This window comes from Bradyrhizobium aeschynomenes (genome assembly GCF_013178945.1).
Classification (GTDB): Bacteria; Pseudomonadota; Alphaproteobacteria; order Rhizobiales; family Xanthobacteraceae; genus Bradyrhizobium; species Bradyrhizobium aeschynomenes.
In genome coordinates this window covers 85,435-111,938 of record NZ_JABFDM010000002.1, presented here as the reverse complement: position 1 = coordinate 111,938, position 26,504 = coordinate 85,435, and the positions used below count along the sequence as shown (strand labels likewise).

The following is a 26,504-nucleotide window of genomic DNA, read 5'->3' as shown; positions in this document are numbered from 1 at the left end:
ATGCCCGCTTACGCCATCTCCGAGGTCGAGGTCCGTGACGCCGAGGTGATGGAGCGCTACCGCGATCTCGCCGCGCGTTCGCGCCGTACGGCGGGCGCTATCTGGTCCGCGGCGGTCCCGCTGAACCCGTCGAAGGCGGCCCGCCGCCCAAGACCCTGATCATCGTCAAGTTCCCTCGATGGCGCGGCTGCGCGAATGGTATGCCTCTCCCGAATATGCCGAAGCGCTCGGCGAGCGCTGGAAGCCGCTGGACCGTCGGCTTGTTTTGGTCGAGGGTGTTGCACCTGCGTAGAGACCGGATCGACCCCGCCGATGCTGAAGATCACCCCCCGCCGCAAGCGTTGGCTCAAGCTGACCTCGGCGCGCTGGCAGCGGCGGGTGCTGTTCGTGGCCGGCGGGCTCGTGGTGGGGGCGGCGGCGGTCGCGCTGGCGGAGCTCGCCGATCAGGCCCAGCTTGCCTTCAACTGGTTGCTGTCGAAATCGCGCTATGCCTCGCTGATCGTGACGCCCGCCGGTTTTGCGCTGTCGGTCTATCTGACCCAGCGCTACTTCCCGAACGCGCAAGGCAGCGGCATCCCGCAGGCGATCGCTGCGCGGCATCTGTCGGACACGCGGGCGCGCAGCCCGCTGGTGTCGATCCGGATCGCGATCGGCAAGGTACTGTTGACCCTGCTGGGCTTGCTGTGCGGCGCCTCGGTCGGCCGCGAAGGGCCGACGGTTCAGGTCGGCGCCTCCATCATGTTCGCGCTCGGCCGGCTGTCGCCCCGGCGGCAGCCTGGTCTGATCCTGGCCGGCGCCGCGGCCGGGGTCGCGGCGGCCTTCAACACGCCGCTCGCCGGCATCGTGTTCGGCATCGAGGAGATGAGCCGCGCCTTCGAGACGCGGACCTCCAGCCTCGTCATCGCCACCGTGATCGCCGCGGGCCTGACGTCGCTGGCGCTGATGGGCAACTACGCCTATTTCGGCACGACGCCGATGGCGCTGGGCAAGGGCATCGACTGGCTTGCGGTGCCCGTCTGTGGCGTGGCCGGCGGCGCTGCCGGCGGCCTGTTCAGCCGCATCCTGATCAGCATGTCGCGCGGGCTGCCGGGGACGATCGGCCTGTTCATCAAAGGCCGGCCGCTGCTGTTCGCGCTGGCCTGCGGCCTTGCCGTGGCGCTGTGTGGGCTCGCCTCCGGCGACACGATCTACGGCACCGGCTATGCGCAGGTGAAGGCCGCGCTGGAGACCGGCGCGCCGCTGCCGGCCGATTTCGGCGTGCTGAAGTTCCTCGCCACCACCTTCGCCGCGATCAGCGGCATTCCCGGCGGCATCTTCGCGCCCTCGCTGGCCGTCGGCGCAGGGATCGGAGCCAATATCGCCTCGTTGTTCCATCAGACCCCCCTGGCGCCGATCATGCTGCTCGGCATGGTCGCGTATTTCGCCGGCGTGGTGCAGGCGCCGATCACCGCCTTCGTCATCGTCACCGAGATGACCGACAACCACGCCATGGTGGTGCCGCTGATGATGGCTTCGCTGATCGCCTACGGCACGTCGCGGCTGATCTGCGAGGAGGGCCTCTATCATGCGCTCGCCAAGGGCTTTGTGGCGAAGTCCGAGGCGGCGCAAGCGGCGCCGTGATGCTGCGGTCGTGAGCAGGCTGATGCTTGATTGAGCGCGGTCGCTGCGGCTCGCGTTCCACAACAACAAATTCTGCTGTGAGTTCAACGTCAGCGCGTTGGCACACGGCTTGCGTAACTGACCTCAGCGCAGAGCTTCGCTCTCATGGGTTGGCGTGCCCATCGTCGGGATCCCCGTTGGGTCGGTGGGACGATGTCGAGATCGCGCCCGCCGTCGATGGAGCTATCAGCTCGTCACCCTCATGGGGTCCATCCCGTCGTCATGGATGGAGACTCGCATGTGCGATCGTGACGGAACGTTTTATCGCAGCTTCTCTCGCCGCAACTTCATCAAGACCTCGGTGGCCGCGGCTACCGCCACCGTGGCCATTCCTGCTCATCTCGCAACCTTGCTGACGCCGACGCCGGCGATGGCCGCGACGGTCATCAAGGCGACCCATGGCTCCGGCTTCTGCAACATGGGCATCTTCCTCGCCAAGGAGCGCAACCTCACGGTGGCCGACGGCGTCGAGCTCGAATTCGTGGTGACGCCGTCGAACACCGAGATCACCACCATGTTCGGCGCCGGCCTCGTCGACATCTCGATGATCCCGTACTCCAACTTCATGACGCTGTACGACGCCGGCGCGCCGGTGAAGATCGTCGCCGGCGGCGGCGTGCAGGGCTGCATCATCGTCGCCAAGGACGGCATCAAGTCCGCCGCCGATCTCAAGGGCAAGACCTTCGGCACGTTCCAGGCGGATACGCTGGAGGTGCTGCCCTACGACTACCTGAAGAAGGCCGGACTGTCGTTCAAGGACGTCGACATCAAATATCTCGACACCTCGCCGGAGCTTGCGCAAGCCTTCATGGCCGGCGCGCTCGACGCGATCTGCCACATCGAGCCCTATGCGACGCAATGCGTGCAGCAGCGCAAGGGCGCGACCGTGTTGTCCGACGGCACGGATCTTTACGGCAAGGGCTATTCGGACTGCGTGCTGGCCGCGCGCACCCCGCTGATCGAGAAGAATCCGGCGGCGGTGAAGGCGGTCATCAAGGCGCTGATGGTGGCGCAGAGCCAGGCCGAGGCCGACAAGGCTGCTGCCCTGAAGGACACCGTCGGCAAGTACTACAAGACGTCGATGGAAGCCGCCATCGATGCGTCCGCCAAGCAGCCGATCGTGGTCGACCAGCGCAGCCAGACCCAATTCATCATCGACCGCGGCGTCTCGATGAAGGAGCTCGGCTACGTCAAGAAGCTGCCCGACCAGGGCGCCTTCGACTGGTCGCTGCTGGAGGCCGTCATCGCCGACAACAAGGCGCTGTATGACGGGCTGAAGCTGAAATCGGCGTGAGGGATCGTTGTGGCCCATCCTTCAAGACGCCGGCCTTTCGGCCGGCTCTTCGGAGATGAGGTCATCGTTCGCGGCGCACGAACGTTCCTCGTCATGAGCAGGCTGGTCATGGTCAATCAGCAGCGCCGCCCTCGGCTTTTGACCCTCATGGTGAGGAGCGCCGCGCCGATCAGTGGCTACTTTGCAGAAATCGTCGTTCGCGGCGCGTTCAGGCGATGCTCTCGCATCGCCTTGAGAACCATGAGGCCACAGCTCGGGCCTCGCCCTTCGAGACGCCCGCCTTGGGGCGGGCTCCTCAGGGTGAGGGTTTGGAGGGTCATGCAGGGTGACGGAGATCATGCGCTTGCCAACTGACACCGTAGCCATGGGCGCGCCGGCTACGGACGCGCCGTCACCTTCCGCGTCTCCGCCACGCAACTGGCGCAAGGCCCAGCGCCACATCGCTGCGCCCGCTTGGGCTGCGCTGTCCATCGGGCTGTTCGCCGCGATCTGGGAGGCGCTCTGGTATTTCGAAAAGATCAACCCGCTGTTGCTGCCGCCGCCGCATCTGTTCCTGCAGGACATCCCGGGCACGCTGAAATTCTTCGACCGCTCCAACCGCGTCGGCTCGGTCGCTTCGGGCGGCGGCGCCGGCGCGCTGGCGATCACGATGTTCTGGACCGTGTTCCGCGTCTTCACCGGGCTCGCGCTCGGCTTCGTCAGCGGCGTTGCCGTCGGCGCCGCGCTGCACTACGTGCGCTGGCTGCGCAACCTCCTGATGCCCACCGTGCTGCTGCTGGCGCCGATTTCGCCGGTGGCCTGGCTGCCGGTGGCGATCTTCGTGTTCGGCATCGGCGACGTGCCGGCGATCTTCCTGGTCTTCATCACCGTGTTCTTCACCATCGTGCTGTCGACCTCGGCGCAGATCGAGAGCGTGCCGGTCAACTACATCCACGTCGCGCGCATCATGGGGGCGACGCAGACACAGATGTTCTGGCGAGTCATTCTGCCCTCGATCCTGCCGAGCCTGTTCATGACGCTCCGGCTCAATCTGTTCGGCGCCTGGATGGTGGTGCTGATCGCCGAGACCGTCGGCGTCGGCACCGGGCTCGGCCAGATCATCTCGATGGCGCGTGCGACCTTCAACGCCAAGCTCGTCTTCTTCACCATGGCCGTGATCGGCGCGCTCGGCTTCCTCAGCGACTGGGGCCTGCGCCAGATCCAGCGCCGCATGCTGTGGTGGGTGGCGCCGAACCGGGGAGGGATGTGATGGTGCGTCCGGCCGTCTCCATTCGCAATGTCGGCAAGACCTGGGACGTCGAGGGCCGTCCGCCGCTGCGGGCCATTGACGATCTGTCGTTCGACGTCGCACCCGGCGAGTTCGTCGTGCTGCTCGGTCCCTCCGGCTGCGGCAAGTCCTCGCTGCTCTACATGATCGCGGGGCTGGAGACCGTCAGCAACGGCGTCATCGAGGACGACGGCCTGGCGATTGCGGGCCCCTCGCCGGAGCGTGGCCTGATCTTCCAGGAGGCCTCGCTGTTTCCCTGGCTGACGATCCTCGACAACGTCGCCTTCGGCTTGGCGATCCGCGCCGAGTTGCCGGAGCGTCGGCGCGAGAAGGCGCGTGAGATCCTGCGCCGCGTCGGGCTTGGCGATGTGCTCGACAAGAAGCCGGACGAACTGTCTGGCGGCATGCGCCAGCGCGCCGCCTTCGCCCGCGCGCTGGTGATGCAGCCGCGCGTCCTGATGATGGACGAGCCGTTCGCCGCGCTCGATGTCCAGACCCGCGCCAAGCTGCAGGATTTCCTGCTCCAGATCTGGCAGGACAGCCGCGCCTCGGTGCTGCTCGTGACGCATTCGATCGACGAGGCGATCAGCCTCGCCGACCGCGTGATCGTGTTCACGGCGCGCCCGGGCCGGGTCAAGGAGATCGTACCGATCGACCTGCCGCGGCCGCGGCCGACGCGCTCGCAGCGGTATCACGAATATCGCGACTATTTCACCGAGCTGCTCGCCGCCGAGGTCGACAAGGCCTTCGCCGAGCAATCGGGCCTGTGAACCGGACAGCGGGAGGAGCTAAGATGACTGAAGTGTTGGTCGGGGCGAAGTGGGTCGTCTCCGGAATCCAGGACCGGCACACGCCCGTCGTGATCGAGGATGGTGCGGTGCTGTCCCGCGACGGCGTCATCGTGGCGGTCGGATCCTTCGCCGAGCTGGAGCGGCTGGCGCCGCAGGCCACCGTCAAGCGCCATCCGAACCACGTGATGCTGCCGGGTTTCGTCAACAGCCACCATCATGTCGGGTTGACGCCGTTGCAGCTCGGCTCGCCCGATCATGCGCTGGAATTGTGGTTCGCCAGCCGCCTGCCGGCGCGCCGGATCGATCTCTATCTCGACACCCTGTACTCGGCCTTCGAGATGATCGCCTCCGGCGTCACCACCGTGCAGCACATTCACGGCTGGATGGCCGGCGGCTTCGACGCCATCCACGGCGCCGCCACCAAGGTGCTCGAGGCCTATCGCGCGATCGGCATGCGCGCCTCCTATTGCTACGCCGTGCGCGAGCAGAACCGGCTGGTCTATGAGGCCGATGAAGAATTCTGCGCCCGGCTGCCCGCGCCCTGGAACGAGCGGCTGGCCGCGCATCTGAAGGCGCAGCAGGTGCCGTTCGCGGACTACATGAAGCTGTTCGACGTGCTCACGGCCGAGAACGCCGGCGCGACGCTGACCCGCATCCAGCTCGCGCCGGCCAATCTGCACTGGTGCACCGACGACGGCCTCGTGGCGCTGCACGAGAAGTCGCGCGCCGCCAAGGTGCCGATGCACATGCACCTGCTGGAGACCGCATATCAGAAGGAATATGCGCGGCGGCGCACCGGCAAGACCGCCGTGCGGCACCTGCATGACCTCGGCGTGCTCGGCCCGCACATGACGCTCGGCCACGGCGTCTGGCTGACGGAGGAGGACATCGACATCGTCGCGGATACCGGCACCTGCATCTGCCACAATTGCTCGTCGAACTTCCGGCTGCGGTCGGGGCTCGCGCCGCTCAATGTCTGGGAGAAGAAGGGCATCACCATCGGCATGGGCCTGGATGAAGCCGGCATCAACGAGGACCGCGACATGCTGCAGGAATTGAAGCTGGCGCTGCGTGTCCACCGCACGCCCGGCATGGACGACGAGGTGCCGACCGCGCCGCAGATCGTGCGCATGGCCACCGAAGGCGGCGCCAAGACCACGGCGTTCGGCGACAGCATCGGCAGATTGGAGCAGGGCCGGCTGTTCGACGCCGTGCTGATCGACTGGAACGCGGCGGTGTATCCGTTCCAGGATCCCGATATCCCGATGCTGGATGCGCTGGTGCAACGTGCCAAGTCGCAGCACGTAGCGGCCGTCTATGTCGGCGGCGACATCGTCTACGCCGACGGCCGCTTCACCCGCATCAACCGCGACGAGGTGCTGGCCGAGATCGCCGACATCCTGGCCAAGCCGCGCACCGAGGAGGAGGTCGCCCGCCGCGAGCTCGGCCTGGCGGTGTTCCCGCACGTCAAGCAATTCTATGACGGCTATTTCGATGCGGCCGCGCACACGCCGTTCTATCGGACGTCGACGCGGAGTTGATTGGTGCGTGGTCGTCATCATCACGGAAAAGGGCGTCGTCTCTCCACACGTCATTCCGGGGCATCGCGCAGCGATGAGCCCGGAATCCATGTCCACAGTCCGATGTGATGGAACGAGACAAAGCTCTGCCCGTGCCTCACAACGCATTGCTGGGTATGGATTCCGGGCTCGTGCTGCGCACGCCCCGGAATGACAATCCGGAGAGAGCGCGGGCTTACATTCGGCACCGGCGGCAATCCGCGCTCTCAGGAACTACTTCCGGAACGGATCGGGGCGCATCAGAAGCTTGCCCGAAATCGAGTTCGGCACCTCGTAGGGCGAGCCGATCGACAGCACGTGGCTGAGCGCGATCAGCCGGTTCGGCAGCTTGGCCGGCGGCGGCGTCTGGAACGAGTAGGACGTCGGGTTGTGGCACAGGAAACAGTTCAGCACGTTCTTGATCGGCGTGTTGTCGGCCTGCTGCACGAAGGTCTCGGCGGTCGCGTTGGCGAGATTGACAGAGCCGACGGCATTGGTCTGGTTGCTGTTCAGATTGTAGGAGTTCGGCAGCATCCACACCGTGCCGTCGAGGCTGTAGCTGGCGAAGGTCGATTGCGGGCCCTTCAGGTTCGACAGGAAGCCCTGGGCTTGCGCATTGATCGCGTAGATGTTGCCGACGCCGTTCGGCTGGTTCTCGCCGCCGGTCTTGTTCTCCAGCACGACATTGGTCACGGGCGTGAGCTTCTGGGTTGCGGGATCGAGCGTCAACTGCGGCCGGCTGGCGCCGGGCTGTGCTGCGATGTTGACCTGTGAGAACGGCGTGCGGCCCTTGTACAGCGTGTAGCTCTTCGGATCGGAGCGGCTCGCCGACGGCTCGAAGGTGTTGTCCGGCGTCTGCGGCGAGTTGTTCTTCAGCTCGAACGTGCCCCACAGGAATTCTGGATGGTTCTCGGTGTAGCCGACCACGTGCAGTCCGATCAGCGCCACGGTCACGGTGACGAACTTGCCGGCCACCGGCTGGATCGTGATCTGACCGGGCGTGATCTTGTTCTCCAGCACCGGCACCTGTGCCTGCGTCGTGTAGGCCCCGGCGGGCGGCGCCTGGTTCGGATCCAGCCGCAGCCATGTCGCCTTGAACACGGCATCACCGACCGCGAAGGACGAACTCGCCGGTTGGCTCTGATAGCCGCCGGTCACGATCAGGTTCTTGCGCGCGGTGTTGAAATAGGTCTGGTTCATGTGAACCGAGGCATAGACGGGGTAGCCGTTCTGCGCGACCAGCATGTTACCATCAGCCTGGACGATCGCACCGGCGCCTTCGGTGAAGCCCGCTGCGCCATGGAAGACTTGCGCGCGCGCCGCCAGCGTCAGCGGCCGCAGCTTCGGAGCACCGGCGTCATCGGCATTGCTGAGCAGCTCGGCCGGCGTCGCCAGCGTCATGAAGCGCGGCACGTTGCTGCCTGATCCCGAATCCTTGACCAGCGCGGTTGCCCAGACGAACGCCTCCCACGACCATTGGTGAAAGTTGCAGTCCGGCGTCGGGATCGTCTTGGTATCGGAGGTGGGGAAGGCGGCGTCCGGCTTGAGATACTGGCCGAGTCCCTCCGACCAGCCGAACGCCGGGCAGTTCTTGGCCGGCGGCGGCGCCGCCGCGTTGGCCGGGCTGAGCGCGCCGGCAACTCCGCTTGCCGCCATCGTCGTCGCGAAAGTGAGGGTGAGCCACTGAATGGTCTTCATGGCCAGTCTCCATGTGATGCGCGCGCTCGAATGGACCGGGGGTGGAGCGGTGATGTTCTGCCGCGAAGTCCGGCCGCCAAGCGCCGTCAAAGATGTTAAAAATGATTCATTCAAAAGTAGTGCGTCGTGAACATGCACTCAAAGGTGAAATTTGCAAGACCGGCATTTCACGCATGGCGAGATTTTTTTTCCGGAGCATCTCGGCGCCAGGATGGCACATCCTGCCGGACGGCAGGTTGAAGATCGGGCGTCCGTCACATGATCGCGTGTGAGCGCGCGCACGGTCCTCGTCGCCCATCTCGTTCATCCTGTCGGCCGTTCGCTGGAGGAGTGCGGACAATGACGTCCTCACACCGGTGGACACCACCCCACAGGAGAGTGACATGAAGTCCATCATCACCGGTGCACTGCTGCTCGTCATCACGTCGGGAGCGAGCTTTGCCGGCACGCCGCTGATCGACGCGCGGCAGAACGCGCAGTCGCACCGCATCTACAACGGCATCGCCTCGGGTCGGCTGACCTATCCGGAGACGAAGCAGCTGGTCCGCGGCCAGATCCACGTGCAGCGGCTGGAGAACCGCGCCAAGGCCGACGGCGTGGTGACGCCGTTCGAGCGCGCCCGCATCAACGTCGCGCAGTCGGTGCAGGGCGCGCGCATCTTCTGGAAGAAGCACAATTAGGCGGATATCGCCGTTGCAACGACAACTGCGTAGCCCGGATGAGCGTAGCGACATCCGGGTTCGCATCGGCCGCGCGTGAGACCCCGGATGTCGCTGCGCTCATCCGGGCTGCGGGCTCCTAATACGTCGCGCGGCCGCCGGAGATGTCGAAGACCGCGCCAGTCGAGAAGGAGCATTCCTCCGAGGCGAGCCAGGACACCAAGGCGGCCAATTCCTCGACAAGAACGAAGCGGCCCTTCGGAATCTTCGACAGCATGAAGTTGATGTGCGCTTCCGTCATCTGATCGAAGATCGCGGTCTTCGCCGCAGCCGGCGTCACCGCATTGACGGTGATGTTGTGCTGCGCCAGCTCCTTGCCGAGCGACTTGGTCAGTGCGATCAGGCCGGCCTTCGAGGCGGAGTAGTGTGCCGCGTTCGGATTGCCTTCCTTGCCGGCGATCGAGGCGATGTTGACGATGCGGCCATAGCCCTGTTTCAGCATCACGGGCACGATGGCCTTGGCGCACATGAAGGGCCCGTCGAGGTTGATGCGCAGCACCTTGCGCCATTCCTCCAGATCGGTCTCCCACACCGTCTTGTTGATGCCGGCGATGCCGGCATTGTTGACCAGGATGTCGATGCTGCCGAACGCGGCCAACGTGGCGTCGCGCGCGCCTTCGACGGCCGCGCTGTCGGTGACGTCGACCTTCAGCGCCAGCACCTCGGATCCGATCTCCTGCGCAGCCTTTTCGGCCAGCGCAATGTCGTGATCCCAGATCGCAACCTTCGCGCCCGAGGCCTTGAAGCGCTCGGTGATGGCCCGGCCGAAGCCCTGCGCGCCGCCGGTGACGACGGCGCAGCGGTTGGCGAGATCGATGTGGTTCATGGTGTTTCCCCGGTCGCTATTCTTGTCGTCAATCCGGGGCGGCGCGAAGCGCCGAGCCCGGAATCCATACTCCCGATCGTGGTGATGGATTCGGGCTCGCGCTGACGCGCGCCCGGAATGACCGAAAGTATCTTACAACGTCCAGCCGCCGTCGATGGTGTGCGCGACACCGGTGGTGAACGCGCTCTCGTCGCTGGCGAGATAGACGGCCAGATGCGCGATCTCCTCCGCCGTGCCGAGCCGGCCCATCGGCTGGCGCGAAATGAACATCTCGAGCCCGTTGGGGCCGGCGGCCGCGGCGCGGCCGAGCATCGACGGCGTCTCGATCGTGCCGGGGCAGATGCAATTGCAACGGATGCCGCGACCGACGAAGTCGGCTGCGACCGAGCGCGTCACCGCCGCCACCGCGGCCTTGGTCGCCGCGTAGACGTAGCGGTTCGGCGCCGCCTTGAACACGCCGGCGGCGGAGGCGATGTTGACGATGGCGCCACCGCCCTGATCCAGCATCTTCGGCAGGAAGGCGCGGATCGTGCGATGCATCGATTTCACGTTCAGATCGAACGAGAACTCCCAGTCGTCATCGGAGCAGTCGAGGATGGTGCCGTTGTGCACGAAGCCGGCGGCATTGAGCAGGATCTCGACCTTGCCGACCCGCTCGGCCATGGCGTTGACGGCCGCCGTGTTGCGCACGTCGAGCGTCGCGACCTCGGCAATGCCCTCGGCCTTCAACGTCGAGAGACCCTTCTCGTCGATATCGGTGGCGAACACGGTGGCGCCCTGCCGCGCGAAGGCAACGGCGCAGGCGCGGCCGATGCCGGCAGCGGCGGCGGTGACAAAGGCGCGCTTGCCCTTGAGGCGGTCGGACATGGGGTCTCCCTGGGATGGCTTGTTTGTTAGTTGCCGTCATTCCGGGGCGCCCGAAGGGCGAGCCCGGAATCCATACTCCCGATCGTGGTTATGGATTCCGGGCCCATCGCTTCGCGATGTCCCGGAATGACAGCGGATGGTTCAGTGATTATGCCTGGCCACGCCGACAGTGCCAGCGATGTTCTGATACCGCGTGGCGAGCTCCATGCAGGCGCCGGTGGCCTGCTGGCCGACGGTGTTGCGGTAGAGCTCCTGCCAGGGCGTCTGGTTGGCCGGATGCGGGAAGCCGCCCTTGGCCTTCAGCTCGGCATGGCGTTTGGCGACCTCCTCATCGGAGATCAGAATGTTGGCTGAGCCCTTGTTGAGGTCGATGCGCACCTTGTCGCCGGTCTTGAGGATCGCCAGGCCACCATCGGCGGCGGCCTCAGGCGAGGCGTTGAGGATCGAGGGCGAGCCCGAGGTGCCGGACTGCCGGCCGTCGCCGATGCAGGGCAGGGACAGGATGCCGCGTTTGATCAGCGCCGCCGGCGGCTGCATGTTCACCACCTCGGCGCCGCCGGGATAGCCGATCGGGCCGGCGCCGCGGATGAAAAGCACGCAGTGCTCATCGATGGCGAGCGCGGGATCATCGATGCGGTCGTGATAGTCCTCCGGCCCCTCGAACACGATGGCGCGGCCTTCGAAGGCGTTGGGGTCCTTCGGATTGCTGAGATAGCGGTCGCGGAACTCCTTGGAGATCACGCTGGTCTTCATGATCGCGGAATCGAACAGGTTGCCGCGCAGCACCAGGAAGCCCGCGTCCTTCACCAGCGGCTTGTCGTAGGACCAGATCACGTCGTTATCCGGCTTCGGCGCCTCGCGGCAATTGTCGCCCATGCTGCGGCCGTTGACGGTGATGACGTCCTCGTGGATGCGCTTGTGGCGCATCAACTCGGCGATCACGGCCGGGACGCCGCCGGCGCGATGGAATTCCTCGCCGAGATAGAAGCCGGCTGGCTGCATGTTGACGAGCAGCGGCACGTCGTGACCGACCTTCTGCCAGTCGTCGATGTCGAGCTCGACGCCGACATGGCGCGCCAGCGCATTGATGTGGATCGGAGCATTGGTCGAACCGCCGATTGCGGAGTTGGCGACGATGCAATTCTCGAAGGCCTTGCGCGTGAGAATGTCCGACGGCTTCAGGTCTTCCCACACCATGTCGACGATGCGCGTGCCGGTCTCGTAGGCGATCTGGCCGCGTTCGCGATAGGGCGCGGGGATCGCGGCGCAGCCGGGCAGGGACATGCCGAGCGCCTCGGCCAGTGCGTTCATGGTCGAAGCCGTGCCCATGGTGTTGCAATGGCCGACCGACGGCGCCGAGGACGCCACGATCTGCATGAACTCCTCATAGCCGATCTCGCCCGCAGCGAGCCGCTCGCGCGACTTCCACACCACGGTGCCGGAGCCGGTGCGCTGGCCCTCGTGCCAGCCGTTGAGCATCGGCCCGCCCGACAGCACGATCGCCGGAATGTTCACGGTGGCGGCCGCCATCAGGCAGGCCGGCGTCGTCTTGTCGCAGCCGGTGGTCAGCACCACGCCGTCCAGCGGATAACCGAACAGGATTTCGACGAGGCCGAGATAAGCGAGGTTGCGATCGAGCGCCGCCGTCGGGCGTTTGCCAGTCTCCTGAATCGGATGAGTCGGAAACTCCATCGCGATGCCGCCAGCGGCGCGGATGCCCTCGCGGACGCGATGCGCCAGCTCGATGTGGTGACGGTTGCAGGGCGACAGATCGTTGCCGGTCTGGGCAATGCCGATGATCGGCTTGCCTGACTGCAGCTCGGCGCGGGTCAGGCCGTAATTGAGATAGCGCTCGAGATAGAGCGCGGTCATGCCGGGATTGTGCGGATCGTTGAACCACGCCTGCGAGCGCAGCTTGCGGCTCTTGTCAGCGCCGTTGCCGGCATGTCCGTTCGATTTTGTCATTCGTTTCCTCCCGCAGTGCAAAGGTGGCGATGCCGGTCTGGTCGGGGTGCCTCACTTGCGCGTCGATGACGCGAGATGAAGCGCCGCGGTCAGATGCAATGGCCTCCGGTCGCCCAAGCTTTTTTGTTCAACGCGTCGTTCGGCCGCGTGGTTCTAGATCACCAATTTTGGTTGCGCTACCATTTTGTTCCTGTGGCGCGGCCGGATGCCGGCTGCAGGCTCGCGGGAGCCCGTTGCAATGTCGAGCTCTGCCGTTCGATCACTTCGAAGCCAAGATCCACCACGCGCTCGACCACGGCGCGCCCTTCGATCTCGTCCATGATCATTGTCGCCGCGCGCAAGCCCATCTCGTAGCGATTGGTGCGAACGCTGGAGAGCGTCGGGACGGCCGATGCCATGAATTCCATGTCGTTGAATCCGACGATCGCGACCTGCTCGGGCACGGCGATGTGCCGGCGCTGGCATTCGAACAGCACGCCGAGCGCAAGGTCGTCATTGGCGCAGAACACCGCATCGAGGTCCGGCGCCTTGAGCAGGAGATCGGAGAACAGGCTGCCGCCCATCGTCGTCGAGGTCGGGACCGCCGTGGTGACGATCAGGCGCGGATCGAACACGGACGCCTCCTTCATCGCGTTCTGATAGCCCTGAAGACGGCGCTGCACCCTGGGGTCCATGCGTGCGCCAAGAAAGCCGATCCGTCGGCACCCCTGCGCCAGCAGATGCGAAATCGCAGCGTGACAGGCATCCGCGTGGGAGAAGCCGATCATCATGTCGATCGGATCGGTGCCGAGCTCCATGATCTGGACCACCGGGCAGTCCGCCGCCTGCACGATGGCGCGGCCTTCCGCGGTCTGATCCACGCCGGTCACGATCAGCCCGGCCGGCTTCTGCATCAGGAACAGCCGCAGCAGGCGCTCCTCCTGCAGCACGCTATAGCGTGTATTCGCAAGTTGGATGCTGTAGCGGCTGCCTTCGAACGCGTCATAGATGCCGCGCAGCACGTCGGAGAACACGTTGTTCGTGAGGGAAGGTATCAGTACGCCGATCACCTCGGTGCGCTGCGATGCGAGCGCGCGCGCGGCGAGGTTGGGAACGTAGCCGAGATCCTTGGCGGCGCTCTCGATCCGCAGCCGGCGGCCGGCCGACACCGTGTCGGGATTACGGAAGAAACGTGACACCGTAATCGGACTGACGCCCGCCAAGGCAGCAACCTCGGTCAGCCGCACTTTGCCCGGCTCGTTACGTTTCCGTCCCATGCGATTGCTCATAGCATAGGCGAACGGGCAGACAAGCGATATTGACAGCGCTATCACGCGGTTGCTAAGCGAAGCATTGCGGAAGCGATATAAACTGCCGACAATGCCTTCGAAGCTGGTCGCCGGTTCCGGACGCAGCCAGACGATCGAAGGCAGTCAATAAATCGAAGACAGCCAATAACAGGTCAACAAGACCAGCAGACCAAGACTACGCAACGACAAGCGGCCAGATCGAACGGCCGAGAACAACGGTCAGGATGCCGCCGGCATGCAGCAAATGCAGCTGGTTAATGAGGAGGAAATTGATGTCGTCGGTGCAAATTCGCGACGTGCGCAAATCGTTCGGCGGATTCGAGGTCCTGCACGGCGTGACCATCCCGATCGAGGATGGCGAGTTCGTCGTGCTGGTCGGTCCGTCGGGCTGCGGCAAGTCGACGCTGCTGCGCATGCTGGCAGGCCTCGAGAACATCACCTCCGGAACGATCTCGATCGGTGAGCGCGTCGTCAACAACGTGCAGCCGAAAGAGCGCGACATCGCGATGGTGTTCCAGAACTACGCGCTGTATCCGCACATGACGGTCGCCGACAACATGGGCTTCTCGCTCAAGCTGCGCGGCGCGCGGCCCGAGGACATCAAGAAGGGCGTCGCGCGCGCCGCCGAGATCCTGGCGCTGACGCCGCTGCTCGACCGCTATCCGCGCCAGCTCTCCGGCGGTCAGCGCCAGCGCGTCGCCATGGGCCGCGCCATCGTGCGTGATCCGCAGGTGTTCCTGTTCGACGAGCCGCTGTCGAACCTCGACGCCAAGCTGCGCGTCGCGATGCGCACAGAGATCAAGGAGTTGCATCAGCGGCTGAAGACCACCACCGTCTACGTCACCCACGACCAGATCGAGGCCATGACCATGGCCGACAAGATCGTCGTGATGCATGACGGCATCGTCGAGCAGATGGGCTCGCCGCTCGATCTCTACGACAAACCCGACAACCAGTTCGTCGCCGGCTTCATCGGCTCGCCGGCGATGAACTTCCTCAACGGTCATCTCAAGTCCAACGGCTCGGTCTATGTCGAGACCGACAACGGCGCCAAGCTGCCGCTGCTGTCGGCGCCGGCGGCATCCGACGGCCGTCCGGTCGTGTATGGCGTTCGCCCCGAGCATCTCGAGCTTGCTGATGACGGCATCGAGGCCGAGGTCGTGGTCGTCGAGCCGACCGGCTCGGAGACGCAGATCGTCGCCCGCATCGGCACCCAAGACATCATCGCGGTGTTCCGCGACCGCCATGAGGTCAATCCCGGCGAGAAGATCCATTTGCGCCCGCGCGCGTCGGCGGCGCATCTGTTCGACAAGGACAGCGGCCGGAGACTTTGATCCGGTCGCACGACGCAGAACTAAGAACCAAAACGACCGAAAAATCGGCAACGAACAAAACAAGCAATACTCAACGGGAGAAAACTTCAGATGACCTATTTCCCCACCGATCGACGTTCTCTGCTCAAGGGCGGCGCGACACTGCTGGCGGCTGCGGCAACGATGTCGGCAGAGGATCTGCTCGGCTACGCCAAGGCGTGGGCGCAGACCTCGCCGTTCAAGCCGGAGCCCGGCGCCAAGATCAACATGATGCGCTGGAAGCGCTTCGTCGAGGCCGAGGACGTGGCCTTCATGAAGATCGTCGACGCCTTCCAGAAGGCCAACAACGTCACGATCAACGTCTCCAACGAATCCTATGACGACGTTCAGCCCAAGGCCTCCGTCGCGGCCAACACCGGGCAGGGCCTCGACATGGTGTGGGGCCTCTACACGCTGCCCTTCCTGTTCTCCAACAAATGCGTCGACATGACCGACGTTGCCGACTACCTCGGCAAGAAGTGCGGCGGCTGGACCGACTCGGGCAAGGCCTACGGCATGCTCGACGGCAAGTGGATCGGCATCCCCGTGGCGGCGACCGGCGGTCTCGTCAACTACCGCATCTCGGCCGCCGAGAAGGCCGGCTTCAAGAAATTCCCGAACGATCTCGCCGGCATGTCCGAGTTCTTCAAGGCGATGAACAAGAACGGCACGCCGGGCGGCATGGCGCTGGGCCACGCCTCGGGCGACGCCAACGGCTGGACGCACTGGGCGCTGTGGGCGCATGGCGGCAACCTGATCGACAAGGACAACAAGGTCGTCATCAACTCGCCGGAGACCGCCAAGGCGCTCGAATACGTCAAGGGCCTGTACGACAATTTCGTGCCGGGCACCGCGTCCTGGAACGACTCGTCGAACAACAAGGCGTTCCTGGCCGGCCAGCTCTACGCCACCGTCAACGGCATCTCGATCTACGTCACCGCCAAGAAGGAGGCGCCGCAGATCGCCGAGGACATGAACCACGCGCATCTGCCGCCCGGGTTGGACGGAAAGACTCGTGAAATGCATCTCGGCTTCCCGATCCTGGTGTTCAACTTCTCCAAGTTCCCGCAGACCTGCAAGGCGTTCACTGCCTTCATGCTGGAGCCGGAGCAGTTCAATCCGTGGATCGAGGCGGCGCAGGGCTACCTGTCGCACTTCCTGAAGGGCTACGACGCCAACCCGATCTGGACGGTCGACCCGAAGAACACGCCGTATCGCGAGGTCGCGGCGACCGCGACGACGCCGGCCGGCCTCGGCAAGCTCGGTGAGGCGGCCGCGGCTGCGATCGCCGACTTCGTGGTGGTCGACATGTTCGCGAACTACTGCACCGGCCGCGAGGACGTGAAGACGGCGATGGCCAGCGCCGAGCGCTCGGCCAAGCGCATCTTCCGCTGAGGCAATCAGCGCCGGCGTGCGTCAATCACGCCGGCGCTTGTTGACTGCGTAGGGTGGGCAAAGGCGCGCCGGGATCGACGCGAGCGATCGCGATGTCTCGCGCGCCGTGCCCACCGAACGCATCGCACCACCGGCGGTGGGCAGGGCCTCGGCACGATGCGAGCATCGCGCCGGGTCCTTTGCCCACCCTACGGGTTCGTGATTTTCTTCATTGCGAGGAGCCGAAAGGCGACGAAGCAATCCAGACTTTCTGTTCGGCCCTGGATTGCTTCGCTTCGCTCGCAATGACGAGGACGCGGATTGATCGCCGCCTGCTGCTACGTCTCCGGAATTGGAGCTGCTCGATACATGAGTACCATTCAGACCTCGTTGCCACGAGGCGCCGCCATCAGCGAGCCATCGGCATGGGTGCGGATCAAGACCAACCGCAACGTCATCGCGCTGTGGTTCATGCTGCCGGCGGCGGCCTTCCTGATCCTGTTCCTGGCCTATCCGCTAGGCCTGGGCGTCTGGATGAGCTTCACCGACGAGAAGATCGGCCGCACCGGCGTCTTCGTCGGGGTCGAGAACTACGAGTGGCTGTGGGACGACACGATCTTCTGGCTGTCGGTGTTCAACACGCTGCTCTACACGATCGTGGCATCCGCCATCAAATTCGCGATCGGCCTGTATCTGGCGCTGCTGTTGAACCGGCACATGCCGTTCAAGGCGATGATCCGCGCGATCGTGCTGATCCCCTTCATCGTGCCGACGGTGCTGTCGGCGATCGCGTTCTGGTGGATCTACGATTCGCAGTTCTCGATCATCTCCTGGTCGCTGATCAAGCTCGGAATCATCACGCAGAACATCAACTTCCTCGGCGACACCTCCTGGGCGCGCGCCTCCGTCATCATTGCCAACATCTGGCGCGGCGTGCCGTTCGTCGCGATCACCCTGCTGGCCGGCCTGCAGACCGTCTCGCCCTCGCTGTATGAGGCCGCGACGTTGGACGGCGCCACCAGCTGGCAGCGCTTCCGCTACATCACCTATCCGCTGCTGACCCCGATCATCGCGGTGGTGATGACGTTCTCGGTGCTGTTCACCTTCACCGACTTCCAGCTGATCTGGGCGCTGACCCGTGGCGGCCCTGTCAATGCCACTCATCTGATGGCGACGCTCAGCTATCAGCGCGGCATCATCTCGGGGAGGCTCGGGGAGGGCGCCGCGATCGCGACCGCGATGATCCCGTTCCTGGCGGCGGCGATCGCGATCTCCTGGTTCGGCATGCAACGGCGCAAATGGCAGCAAGGATCAGACCAATGACCGACACCACGCTGCAAGCCAAGGCGCCCACCACGGCCGGCTCCGACGAATCGGAGGGCATGAGCTATCTGGAGTCGCTGCCGCGGCGGCTGATCACGCTCTATCTGCCGCTGTTCATCATCCTCGTGGTGCTGCTGTTCCCGTTCTACTGGATGGGGCTGACCTCGATCAAACCCGACGAACAGCTGATCGACATGGAGAAGTACAACCCGTTCTGGGTGGTGCATCCGACCTTCAAGCACATCTCGAAACTGCTGTTCGAGACGCAATATCCGCGCTGGCTGTGGAACACGATGTATGTCGCGGTCGGCGCCACCACGCTGTCGATCTTCGCCTCGGTGCTCGCGGCCTATGCGATCGTGCGGCTGCGCTTCAAGGGCGCCGACACTGTCGGCGTGCTGATCTTCTTCGCCTACCTCGTGCCGCCGTCGATCCTGTTCATTCCGCTGGCCTCGGTGATCCAGGCCTACGGCCTGTTCGACTCGCCGCTGTCCCTGATCCTGGTCTATCCGACCTTGCTGATCCCCTTCTCGACCTGGCTCCTGATGGGCTACTTCAAGACGATCCCGTTCGAACTCGAGGAATGCGCCCTGATCGACGGCGCCAGCCGCTGGCAGATCCTGGTCAAGATCGTGGTGCCCCTGGCGGTGCCCGGCCTGATCTCGGCCTTCATCTTCTCGTTCACCTTGTGCTGGAACGAGTTCATCTACGCGCTGACCTTCCTGCAATCGACACCGAACAAGACCGTGCCGGTCGCGATCGTCAACGAGTTCGTCGACGGCGACATCTACAAATGGGGATCGCTGATGGCCGGCGCCCTGGTCGGCTCCCTGCCCCTCGTGATCCTTTACGCCTTCTTCGTCGAGCATTATGTGTCGGCCATGACCGGCGCGGTGAAGGAGTAGGCGGGCTTTCGCACTAGAACGGACACGGCGCCGCACGGGTGGTGCACCCTCTCCCCTTGTGGGAGAGGGTGGTGGCGCGCGAAGCGCGCCGCCGGGTGAGGGGTCTCTCTCCGCAACAGCGGAGTTTGTGGGACCAACCCCTCACCCAAGCGAGCATGCGGCACCTGCGGTGTAGCCCTCTCCCACAAGGGGAGAGGGCGCAGTAATGTCGATCGCATTCGCAGCCAGCCAATGTGATGTAATCGACCACTAAGAAACAAGGAGCATCCCTTGCATATTCTCGTTCTCGGCGCCGCCGGCATGGTTGGGCGCAAGCTGGTGGAGCGGCTGGTCCGCGACGGCCGCCTCGGCAATACCGCCATCACCCGTATGACCCTGCAGGACATTGTCGCGCCATCGAAGCCCGACACGCCAATTGCGGTCGAGACCATCGCTGGCGACTTCGCCGTCCCTGGCTTTGCCGAGAAGCTGGTCGCTCCGCGCCCCGACGTCATCTTCCATCTCGCCGCCATCGTCTCCGGCGAGGCCGAACTCGATTTCGACAAGGGCTACCGCATCAATCTCGACGGCACGCGGATGCTGTTCGACGCGGTCAGGCTGATCGGCAATGGCTACAAGCCGCGCCTCGTCTTCACCTCGTCGATCGCGGTGTTCGGCGCGCCTTTCCCCGCGGCGATCGGCGACGAGTTCGTCAATGCGCCGCTGCTCAGCTACGGCACCCAGAAGGCGATCGGCGAGCTGCTGCTGGCCGACTACAGCCGCCGCGGCTTCTTCGACGGCGTCGGCATCCGGCTGCCGACCATCTGCATTCGTCCCGGCGCGCCCAACAAGGCGGCGTCCGGCTTCTTCTCCAACATCCTGCGCGAGCCGCTGGCTGGCAAGGAGGCCGTACTGCCGGTGTCCGAGGACGTCCAGCACTGGCACGCCACGCCGCGTTCGGCGGTCGGATTCCTGCTGCATGCCGCGACCATGGATACCGCCAAGATCGGCCCGCGCCGGAACCTGACCATGCCGGGCCTGACGGCCACCGTCGGCGAGCAGATTGCCGCGCTCCGCCGCGTCGCCGGCGACAACGTCGCCAACCGCATCAAGCGGGAGCCCGACCCCTTCATCGTCGGCATCGTCGCCGGCTGGCCGCGGACATTCGAGGCCAAGCGGGCCCGCGAGCTCGGCTTCACCACCGAGGAAAAGACATTCGACGACATCATCCGGATTCACATCGAGGATGAGCTCGGCGGCAAGTTCGTGGCCTGAGACCGCCACCAGCCTCTGGACTCACATGGCGCAAAGCGCCATGTGAGGGCAGGGAGACATTCGGGAGAGACAGCATGACCGCCAGCATCGTCGCATGGGCGCATACGCCGTTCGGGAAGTTCGACGCCGAGACCGTCGAGAGCCTCGTCGTCAAGGTCGCCAATGAGGCGCTCGCCGACGCCGGCATTGCGGCCGGCGACGTCGATGAGATCGTGCTCGGCCATTTCAACGCCGGCTTCTCGCCCCAGGACTTCACGGCCTCGCTGGTGCTGCAGGCCGATCCGGCGCTGCGCTTCAAGCCGGCGACCCGAGTCGAGAACGCCTGCGCCACGGGCTCGGCTGCCGTCCACCAGGGCATCCGCGCCATCGCCGCCGGTGCCGCCAAGATCGTGCTGGTGGTGGGCGTCGAGCAGATGACGCGCACGCCGGGGCCGGAGATCGGCAAGAACCTCTTGAAGGCGTCCTATCTGCCGGAGGACGGCGACACCGTCGGCGGCTTCGCCGGCGTGTTCGGCAAGATCGCCCAGGGCTATTTCCAGAAATATGGCGACCAGTCCGACGCGCTGGCGCTGATCGCGGCCAAGAACCACAAGAACGGCGTCGCCAATCCGTTCGCGCAGATGCGCAAGGATTTCGGCTTCGAGTTCTGCCGCTCCGAGAGCGAGAAGAACCCTTACGTCGCCGGCCCCCTGAAGCGCACCGACTGCTCGCTGGTCTCCGACGGCGCCGCGGCGCTGGTGCTGACCGACAGCGAGACGGCCAAGTCGTTCGCCAAGGCCGTGACCGTGCGCGCGACCGCGCATGCGCAGGACTTCCTGCCGATGTCCAAGCGCGACATCCTTGCCTTCGAGGGCTGCACGGTGGCCTGGCAGCGCGCGCTGGAGAAGGCCGGCGTGACCCTGTCCGATCTCTCCTTCGTCGAGACCCATGACTGCTTCACGGTCGCCGAGCTGATCGAATACGAGGCGATGGGCCTGACGCCGCGCGGGCAGGGCGCCCGCGCCATCAAGGAGGGCTGGACGCTCAAGGACGGCAAGCTCCCGGTCAACCCGTCCGGCGGCCTGAAGGCCAAGGGCCACCCGATCGGCGCCACCGGCGTCTCCATGCACGTCATGACCGCCATGCAGCTCACCGGCTCCGCGCCCGAGGGCATGCAGCTCCCCAACGCCAAACTCGGCGGCATCTTCAACATGGGCGGCGCCGCGGTCGCGAACTACGTGTCGATTTTGGAGCCGGTGAAGTAATCGCGATCTCCTGCTGCGCGCGGCCCCGGGCTGATCCGGGGCCGATGTCGTTTGTGCCGATCGTCAGGCCTGGGGCTTCAGCGGGCGGGCTTTGCCGCGGCCCGTGAATACAGCAGGCCGCCGATCGAGACGACGACGAGCAGCGCTCCGATCATCATCGCAACTCCGAAGGTCTCGCCAAGCACCATCCAGCCCAGCAGCAAGGCGATCACGGGGTTGACGAAGGTGTAGGTCGCGGCCAGCGGCGCCGGCACCCGTTTGAGCAGCCAGATGTAGGAAACGAAGGCGAGGATCGTGCCCGCCAATGTGAGATAGAGCCAGGCGCCGGCGCCGATGCCCGACACGTGGCTGATGTCGAAACGGCCGAGTTCGCCGAAGCCGATACTCATCGCCACGAGCATGAGGCCGCCGCTGAGCAGCGCATGTCCCGAGAACGCGATCTCCCGGTCCGGCGGCGACCAGCGCTCGGTGAGCACCGAGCCGACCGCCCAGGACAGCGCCGATGCGAGCAGCAACCCCAGATCCATGGTGCCGATCGCGCCCGCCGCGCCCTTGCCTTCGCCCATCACGATGAGCGCGACGCCCGTGAGGCCGAGGCCCAGCATCACGAATTGACGCCATTCCGGCCGATGCCCGCCCGGCAGCACGGCACCGATCAGTGCGAGCCAGAACGGAATGGTGGCGAGCAGCACGGCGGCGAGCCCGCTCGGGACCCTCTGCTGCGCATAGGCCAGGGTTCCGTGACAACCGACGAACAGCAACAGGCCGCATGCGGCCGCGCGCGCTGCAGTCCGACCATCAAAGGTGCGGTTGGCCGACCACGCCGCAACCAGCAGCAGTCCGCCGCCGGCAATGGATCGCGATCCCATCAAGAGAAACGGCGGGATCGAGTCGAGGGCGACCGTCACGGCCAGATAGGTTCCGCCCCAGACCAGATAGGTCGCGGCGAACGCGGCGGGGACGGCCAGATTGGAGGTCCACATTGGACGTAACCTGTTAAAGGGTTATGAGTGGTGAACCGGTGGCAAAGCCGTTCGTTCCGCAAGGAGGAGGCCGCATGCCCAAGACGTCGACCCACGGTGCCGAAGAGCTGGCGATCCGGTTTGTGAACACGGTCGCGTGGCGCCTGCGGGACGCGAGCGAGGATCGGCTCGGCTCGCCGGACGCGCTGTTGGCCTGGCTGCTAGACAACGAGCTGCTGTCGGCCCACGACGCTCGCCGTGTGGCTGCGCGATGGACGACACAGCCGACGGCTGCCGATGCGGCCCATGCCACCGCGCTCCGGTTGCGCGAGGCGATCTACGCATTGTTTCTCGGGCTCATCCACAACAGGGCGCCGCCGGCGGCGCCTGCTGCCTGCTTCGAGGAATTTGTCGGGCGTTCGTCGTCGATCCGGCTGCAATGGCAGGACGGTCGGCTAAATTGGCGGGCAGACGCGCCGCGCGCGACTTGCGATGACCTGCTGAGGCCGGTCGCGCTGTCGGCCGCCGCGCTGCTGACGGGACCGCGCGCAGACCGCATCAAGCAATGTGAAGACGACCGTGGTTGCGGATGGCTGTTTCTCGACGACAGCAGGCTCCGGAACCGGCGCTGGTGTGCGATGGGCGATTGTGGCAACGTCGCCAAGGCGAGGCGCCACCGCGCGCGCACGGCTGGTCCGTAAACCTGATCCCGTCGTCGGCCCGGATGCTCGCCATGACCATCAGCTCACAGCGTCTGATCCTGCGCGAATGGCGCGACGAGGACCGCGCGCCGTTCGCCGCGATGTCGGCTGATCCAGCGGTGATGCAATTCCTCCGCGCCCTGCCGACGCGGCAGGCCTGCGATCAATGGATCGACTTCCAGATCGCGCATCAGGCCGAGCATGGTTTCGGCTTCTGGGTCGTCGAAACCCGTGCTTCCGGCGCATTCCTCGGCGCGGTCGGGCTGTTCCGGGTCTTCTTCGACGCGTCGTTCACGCCTGCGGTCGAGATCGGCTGGCGGCTGGCGCGCCACGCCTGGGGGCAGGGGATCGCGTCGGAAGCGGCGCGCGCGGCGCTGGACTTCGGCTTCAATACGCTCGGGCTCGACGAGATCATCGCCTACGCCGCGCCGGCCAATCAGGCCTCCCAGAACGTCATGCGCAAGCTCGGCATGATCCGCGACGAAGCGTCGGACTTCGATCATCCGCGGGTCGAGGCCGACAGTCCGTTGCGGAGGCAGGTGATGTACCGGCTCTCACGCGCAGCATGGGCTTCGGAAGCGGTGCCGTAGGGTGGGCAAAGCGGCCGCCAGGGGCGGCAGCGTGCCCACCGGAGGGCGGCGGGGTTCGGAGCAAGATGGTGGGCACGGCGCCACTGCGATCGCATGGGTGGAGAACTCGGCGGCGCCGTTGCCCACCTTACTGCGTCCTCAGCTCCGCCACACCTTCTCCTCGCTGAACCCGAGCTCGCCAAAATCCCTCGCCCGCAATGCCGCATCATCAGCCGGAAAGAACTCATCCAGCTGCGGCGGCTTGACGGCCGTCGCCGACAGCATCGCATGCGCCTGGCCGCGGTGGTGGATGTCGTGCTGGAACAGATGCAGCAGCAGGCGGTCGCAGCGCTCGTTCTGCACGCGGGTCTCGCGGTTGATGCGCACGGTGTCATCGAGCCGGGCCGGCGTCAGCGCCTCGCAGAAGCCGATCAGCCGGCGATCCATCGCGCTCTGCGCTTTCACGAGATCGGCGAGCCGCGGGAACGGCACCTGGTCCTGCCAGGCCATCGGGCCGAGCCAACCTCCCTCCAGCGCGTCGACGTAAAAGAGGTCGATGATGTAGATGTGGTTCAGCGTCTTCTGCAGGCTCGGGAAGAAGCCGGTGCGCTCGGCCGCGAACTCCTCGGCGCTGAGCTGGCCGCAAGCGGTCAGCAGCCGGTGATTGGCCCAGGCGTTGTTGTAAGCGAAGGCACGAAAAGTCTGGACGAGATCGGCGGGCATTGCGTCTGATCACCCCGTGATGGCTCGTCGCCGATCATACGGAACGGATCGCGCGCTTCACCACCGATTTCCGCGCGCTTCCGCGCATCATCCCCATGCGCGTGACGGAACTCTGCCACAATTGGTCGCGGTGCATCGCCGGGCCTCCCGTGCAACAAGTCGAGATGCCGCACGACACGCCCCTCATCGCGACCATCGTCGCCGGCCTCGGATTGGCCTTCGTCTTCGGAGCCCTCGCGCAGCGGTTCCGCTTTCCCCCGCTGGTCGGCTATCTCCTCGCCGGCGTAGCCGTAGGCCCGTTCACGCCCGGCTTCGTCGCCGACCAGGCGCTGGCCACCGAGCTTGCCGAACTCGGCATCATTCTCCTGATGTTCGGCGTCGGCCTGCACTTCTCTCTGAAGGACCTGATGTCGGTGCGCGCCATCGCCGTGCCCGGCGCAATCGTGCAGATCACGGTCGCGACCCTGATGGGCATGGCCTTGAGCTGGGCCATGGGCTGGTCGATCGGCGGCGGCCTCGTGTTCGGTCTCGCGCTGTCGGTCGCCAGCACCGTGGTGCTGCTGCGCGCCTTGCAGGAGCGGCGGCTGATGGACACCGAGCGCGGCCGCATCGCGGTCGGCTGGCTGATCGTCGAGGACCTCGCGATGGTGCTGGCGCTGGTGCTGATCCCGGCCTTCGCCAGCCTGCAGACCGGCGACGTTGCCGCCGCCGATCCGCTCGCCGCCCAGTTTGGCCTCGGTCTGACCGGCGTGCTGCTGCTGACCTTCGCCAAGATCGGCGTGTTCATGGCGGTGATGCTGCTGGTCGGCCGCCGCCTGATCCCGTGGATCCTACACTACATCGCCCACACCGGCTCGCGCGAGCTGTTCCGCCTCGCCGTGCTGGCAATCGCGCTCGGCGTTGCCTTCGGCTCGACGAAGCTGTTCGGGGTGTCGCTCGCGCTCGGCGCCTTCTTCGCGGGCATGATGCTCGGCGAGTCCCCGCTGAGCCAGCGCGCCGCACAGGAATCGCTGCCGCTGCGCGATGCCTTCGCGGTGCTTTTCTTCGTCTCCGCCGGGATGCTGTTCGATCCCGCCAGCATCATCCGCGAGCCCTGGCCGCTGCTCGCGACGCTGTTCATCATCCTGTTCGGCAAGTCGCTCGCCGCGTTCCTGATCGTGGTCGCGTTCCGCCATCCGGTCTCGACCGCGCTGACGATTTCCGCGAGTCTCGCGCAGATCGGCGAGTTCTCCTTCATCCTCGCCGAGATCGGCGGCGCCACCAATCTGCTGCCGAAAGCCGGCCGCGACTTGATCCTGGCCGGCGCGATCATCTCGATCATGCTCAATCCGCTGATGTTCGCCGCACTCGACTGGCTGCTGCCGCGGCTGGAGCGCCGGCGTGCCGATGTTGCTGCAACGCCGGCGCCGAAGCCGGCCGAGATCCCGGTGACTCCGTTGACCGAGCACACCATCGTTATCGGCTATGGCCGCGTCGGCCGCCTCGTCGGCGAGGCGCTGCAGCAGCGCGGTCACGCCTTCCTTGCGGTGGAGACATCGGAAGACATTCTCAAGCAACTGAAGGACGCGGGCATCGAGACCATCACCGGCAACGCCGCCCGCAGCAACGTTCTGCGCGCGACCAACCCGTCGGCTGCCCATGCGCTGGTCATCGCCATCCCCGAGGCGTTCGAGGCCGGCCAGATCGTCGAGCAGGCCCGCGCCGCCAACCCCGCTCTGCACATCGTGGCGCGCGCGCATTCGGACGCCGAAGTCGAGCATTTGAGATCGCTCGGCGCCGACATGGTCATCATGGGCGAGCGCGAGATCGCCCGCGGCATGATCGAGGAGCTGGACACGCGGCCGCCTGATCCGGCACCGGAGCTGGCTCCGCAGCGAGCGGCGGAGAATGTGCAGGTCCAGGCCTAGTCCAGGCTGCTCGTGTGAGATGCGAGCCAAGCTCGGGATTCCGGGTTCACGGCCTGCGGCCTTGCCCCGGAATGACGCGGGCAGGCTGATTTCATGAGCGCCATCAAGCCGATTTGCCCTGTCCAGTCCTGCCGCAAAAAATAATCATATTTCTATTTTCCAGAATGTATGCTTTATTCGCGTCATCCTGCTTCGCCACGAGGGGCGCTTCGCGATCGTCACGAACGTTGAGGCAGGGAGGCGGTGGCCGCGACGT

22 protein-coding genes and 1 pseudogene are annotated in these 26,504 nt (G+C 65.5%); 16 read left to right on the top strand and 7 right to left on the bottom strand.

Features of this window, described 5'->3' with window-relative positions; translation table 11 throughout:
• The 6 genes and pseudogenes from HL666_RS05175 to HL666_RS05150 all read left to right on the top strand — a co-directional run bounded on the left by HL666_RS05175 (nt 1) and on the right by HL666_RS05150 (nt 6,552).
• Nucleotides 1–292, top strand: a pseudogene (locus HL666_RS05175) (DUF1330 domain-containing protein).
• Between the two features lie 20 nt (nt 293–312).
• The gene (locus HL666_RS05170) at nt 313–1,620 is read left to right on the top strand and encodes a chloride channel protein (RefSeq protein ID WP_172108087.1); all 1,308 of its coding nucleotides are present in this window, start codon (nt 313–315) and stop codon (nt 1,618–1,620) included.
• A 277-nt stretch (nt 1,621–1,897) separates the two neighbouring features.
• Nucleotides 1,898–2,953 carry an ABC transporter substrate-binding protein gene (locus tag HL666_RS05165; RefSeq protein ID WP_172180287.1) on the top strand — a complete coding sequence of 352 codons (1,056 nt, stop codon included), beginning with the start codon at nt 1,898–1,900 and terminating at the stop codon, nt 2,951–2,953.
• Nucleotides 2,954–3,317: 364 nt separating this feature from the next.
• Nucleotides 3,318–4,202 (top strand): ABC transporter permease, encoded by an 885-nt coding sequence (locus tag HL666_RS05160; protein WP_172131098.1) that lies wholly within the window; start codon nt 3,318–3,320, stop codon nt 4,200–4,202.
• Nucleotides 4,202–4,990: an ABC transporter ATP-binding protein gene (locus HL666_RS05155; RefSeq protein ID WP_172180285.1), complete on the top strand. Its 789-nt coding sequence runs from the start codon at nt 4,202–4,204 to the stop codon at nt 4,988–4,990. The genes HL666_RS05160 and HL666_RS05155 overlap by 1 nt, the downstream gene beginning before the upstream one ends.
• 23 nt (nt 4,991–5,013) lie before the next feature.
• On the top strand, nt 5,014–6,552 hold the full coding sequence (locus HL666_RS05150) for an amidohydrolase family protein (RefSeq protein WP_172180283.1): 1,539 nt from the start codon (nt 5,014–5,016) through the stop codon (nt 6,550–6,552).
• 252 nt (nt 6,553–6,804) lie between these two features.
• On the opposite strand, the gene HL666_RS05145 is transcribed toward HL666_RS05150, so the two are convergent.
• Entirely contained in the window at nt 6,805–8,268 is a 1,464-nt protein-coding gene (locus HL666_RS05145) for a hypothetical protein (protein WP_172130800.1), read from the bottom strand.
• 383 nt (nt 8,269–8,651) lie between these two features.
• Between HL666_RS05145 and HL666_RS05140 the strand changes: the two genes are divergently transcribed.
• Nucleotides 8,652–8,948, top strand: coding sequence for a hypothetical protein (locus tag HL666_RS05140; protein ID WP_172130798.1), 297 nt, complete (start codon nt 8,652–8,654; stop codon nt 8,946–8,948).
• A 118-nt stretch (nt 8,949–9,066) separates the two neighbouring features.
• Here the strand turns inward: HL666_RS05140 and HL666_RS05135 are convergent, their stop codons facing one another.
• The 4 genes from HL666_RS05135 to gntR form a co-directional block, all read right to left on the bottom strand.
• Nucleotides 9,067–9,813 carry an SDR family NAD(P)-dependent oxidoreductase gene (locus HL666_RS05135; protein ID WP_172130796.1) on the bottom strand — a complete coding sequence of 249 codons (747 nt, stop codon included), beginning with the start codon at nt 9,811–9,813 and terminating at the stop codon, nt 9,067–9,069.
• 132 nt (nt 9,814–9,945) lie between these two features.
• Nucleotides 9,946–10,680 carry an SDR family oxidoreductase gene (locus tag HL666_RS05130; RefSeq protein ID WP_172108101.1) on the bottom strand — a complete coding sequence of 245 codons (735 nt, stop codon included), beginning with the start codon at nt 10,678–10,680 and terminating at the stop codon, nt 9,946–9,948.
• Between the two features lie 141 nt (nt 10,681–10,821).
• Nucleotides 10,822–12,645, bottom strand: coding sequence for an IlvD/Edd family dehydratase (locus HL666_RS05125; protein WP_172180281.1), 1,824 nt, complete (start codon nt 12,643–12,645; stop codon nt 10,822–10,824).
• A gap of 176 nt (nt 12,646–12,821) precedes the next feature.
• Nucleotides 12,822–13,901: an HTH-type transcriptional regulator GntR gene (gene gntR / locus HL666_RS05120; RefSeq protein ID WP_172180279.1), complete on the bottom strand. Its 1,080-nt coding sequence runs from the start codon at nt 13,899–13,901 to the stop codon at nt 12,822–12,824.
• Between the two features lie 305 nt (nt 13,902–14,206).
• Between gntR and HL666_RS05115 the strand changes: the two genes are divergently transcribed.
• The 6 genes from HL666_RS05115 (at nt 14,207) to HL666_RS05090 (ending at nt 21,386) form a co-directional block, all read left to right on the top strand.
• The gene (locus HL666_RS05115) at nt 14,207–15,268 is read left to right on the top strand and encodes an ABC transporter ATP-binding protein (protein WP_172108107.1); all 1,062 of its coding nucleotides are present in this window, start codon (nt 14,207–14,209) and stop codon (nt 15,266–15,268) included.
• A gap of 90 nt (nt 15,269–15,358) precedes the next feature.
• Entirely contained in the window at nt 15,359–16,681 is a 1,323-nt protein-coding gene (locus tag HL666_RS05110) for an ABC transporter substrate-binding protein (protein ID WP_172108109.1), read from the top strand.
• 348 nt (nt 16,682–17,029) lie between these two features.
• Nucleotides 17,030–17,983, top strand: coding sequence for a carbohydrate ABC transporter permease (locus tag HL666_RS05105; protein WP_172108111.1), 954 nt, complete (start codon nt 17,030–17,032; stop codon nt 17,981–17,983).
• A complete protein-coding gene (locus HL666_RS05100) occupies nt 17,980–18,888 on the top strand; it encodes a carbohydrate ABC transporter permease (RefSeq protein ID WP_172180277.1) in 909 nt (302 codons plus the stop codon). The genes HL666_RS05105 and HL666_RS05100 overlap by 4 nt, the downstream gene beginning before the upstream one ends.
• A 270-nt stretch (nt 18,889–19,158) precedes the next feature.
• A complete protein-coding gene (gene denD, locus HL666_RS05095; RefSeq protein ID WP_172130791.1) occupies nt 19,159–20,142 on the top strand; it encodes a D-erythronate dehydrogenase in 984 nt (327 codons plus the stop codon).
• Nucleotides 20,143–20,216: 74 nt separating this feature from the next.
• On the top strand, nt 20,217–21,386 hold the full coding sequence (locus tag HL666_RS05090; RefSeq protein WP_172180275.1) for an acetyl-CoA acetyltransferase: 1,170 nt from the start codon (nt 20,217–20,219) through the stop codon (nt 21,384–21,386).
• 77 nt (nt 21,387–21,463) lie between these two features.
• On the opposite strand, the gene HL666_RS05085 is transcribed toward HL666_RS05090, so the two are convergent.
• Nucleotides 21,464–22,369, bottom strand: a complete 906-nt coding sequence (locus HL666_RS05085) for an EamA family transporter (RefSeq protein WP_172180273.1) — start codon at nt 22,367–22,369, stop codon at nt 21,464–21,466.
• A 74-nt stretch (nt 22,370–22,443) separates the two neighbouring features.
• On the opposite strand from HL666_RS05085, the gene HL666_RS05080 reads away from it, so the two are divergent.
• Nucleotides 22,444–23,049, top strand: a complete 606-nt coding sequence (locus HL666_RS05080) for a CGNR zinc finger domain-containing protein (protein ID WP_172180271.1) — start codon at nt 22,444–22,446, stop codon at nt 23,047–23,049.
• A gap of 32 nt (nt 23,050–23,081) precedes the next feature.
• Nucleotides 23,082–23,639, top strand: a complete 558-nt coding sequence (locus HL666_RS05075; RefSeq protein WP_172108123.1) for a GNAT family N-acetyltransferase — start codon at nt 23,082–23,084, stop codon at nt 23,637–23,639.
• 138 nt (nt 23,640–23,777) lie between these two features.
• Here the strand turns inward: HL666_RS05075 and HL666_RS05070 are convergent, their stop codons facing one another.
• Nucleotides 23,778–24,341, bottom strand: coding sequence for a DinB family protein (locus tag HL666_RS05070; RefSeq protein WP_172180269.1), 564 nt, complete (start codon nt 24,339–24,341; stop codon nt 23,778–23,780).
• A gap of 164 nt (nt 24,342–24,505) precedes the next feature.
• Here HL666_RS05070 and ybaL point away from each other — a divergent pair, with 164 nt between their 5' ends.
• A complete protein-coding gene (ybaL, locus tag HL666_RS05065) occupies nt 24,506–26,248 on the top strand; it encodes a YbaL family putative K(+) efflux transporter (RefSeq protein WP_172180267.1) in 1,743 nt (580 codons plus the stop codon).
• Nucleotides 26,249–26,504: the final 256 nt, after the last annotated feature.

Coding starts and splice junctions, on each gene's coding strand:
- ybaL (WP_172180267.1), top strand. CDS start 24,506: ATGCCGCACGACACGCCCCTCATCGCGACCATCGTCGCCGGCCTCGGA.
- HL666_RS05125 (WP_172180281.1), bottom strand. CDS start 12,645: ATGACAAAATCGAACGGACATGCCGGCAACGGCGCTGACAAGAGCCGC.
- HL666_RS05070 (WP_172180269.1), bottom strand. CDS start 24,341: ATGCCCGCCGATCTCGTCCAGACTTTTCGTGCCTTCGCTTACAACAAC.
- HL666_RS05075 (WP_172108123.1), top strand. CDS start 23,082: ATGACCATCAGCTCACAGCGTCTGATCCTGCGCGAATGGCGCGACGAG.
- HL666_RS05140 (WP_172130798.1), top strand. CDS start 8,652: ATGAAGTCCATCATCACCGGTGCACTGCTGCTCGTCATCACGTCGGGA.
- HL666_RS05165 (WP_172180287.1), top strand. CDS start 1,898: ATGTGCGATCGTGACGGAACGTTTTATCGCAGCTTCTCTCGCCGCAAC.
- gntR (WP_172180279.1), bottom strand. CDS start 13,901: ATGGGACGGAAACGTAACGAGCCGGGCAAAGTGCGGCTGACCGAGGTT.
- HL666_RS05155 (WP_172180285.1), top strand. CDS start 4,202: ATGGTGCGTCCGGCCGTCTCCATTCGCAATGTCGGCAAGACCTGGGAC.
- HL666_RS05085 (WP_172180273.1), bottom strand. CDS start 22,369: ATGTGGACCTCCAATCTGGCCGTCCCCGCCGCGTTCGCCGCGACCTAT.
- HL666_RS05160 (WP_172131098.1), top strand. CDS start 3,318: ATGGGCGCGCCGGCTACGGACGCGCCGTCACCTTCCGCGTCTCCGCCA.
- HL666_RS05090 (WP_172180275.1), top strand. CDS start 20,217: ATGACCGCCAGCATCGTCGCATGGGCGCATACGCCGTTCGGGAAGTTC.
- HL666_RS05170 (WP_172108087.1), top strand. CDS start 313: ATGCTGAAGATCACCCCCCGCCGCAAGCGTTGGCTCAAGCTGACCTCG.
- HL666_RS05080 (WP_172180271.1), top strand. CDS start 22,444: ATGCCCAAGACGTCGACCCACGGTGCCGAAGAGCTGGCGATCCGGTTT.
- HL666_RS05100 (WP_172180277.1), top strand. CDS start 17,980: ATGACCGACACCACGCTGCAAGCCAAGGCGCCCACCACGGCCGGCTCC.
- HL666_RS05105 (WP_172108111.1), top strand. CDS start 17,030: ATGAGTACCATTCAGACCTCGTTGCCACGAGGCGCCGCCATCAGCGAG.
- HL666_RS05150 (WP_172180283.1), top strand. CDS start 5,014: ATGACTGAAGTGTTGGTCGGGGCGAAGTGGGTCGTCTCCGGAATCCAG.
- HL666_RS05115 (WP_172108107.1), top strand. CDS start 14,207: ATGTCGTCGGTGCAAATTCGCGACGTGCGCAAATCGTTCGGCGGATTC.
- HL666_RS05130 (WP_172108101.1), bottom strand. CDS start 10,680: ATGTCCGACCGCCTCAAGGGCAAGCGCGCCTTTGTCACCGCCGCCGCT.
- HL666_RS05145 (WP_172130800.1), bottom strand. CDS start 8,268: ATGAAGACCATTCAGTGGCTCACCCTCACTTTCGCGACGACGATGGCG.
- HL666_RS05110 (WP_172108109.1), top strand. CDS start 15,359: ATGACCTATTTCCCCACCGATCGACGTTCTCTGCTCAAGGGCGGCGCG.
- HL666_RS05135 (WP_172130796.1), bottom strand. CDS start 9,813: ATGAACCACATCGATCTCGCCAACCGCTGCGCCGTCGTCACCGGCGGC.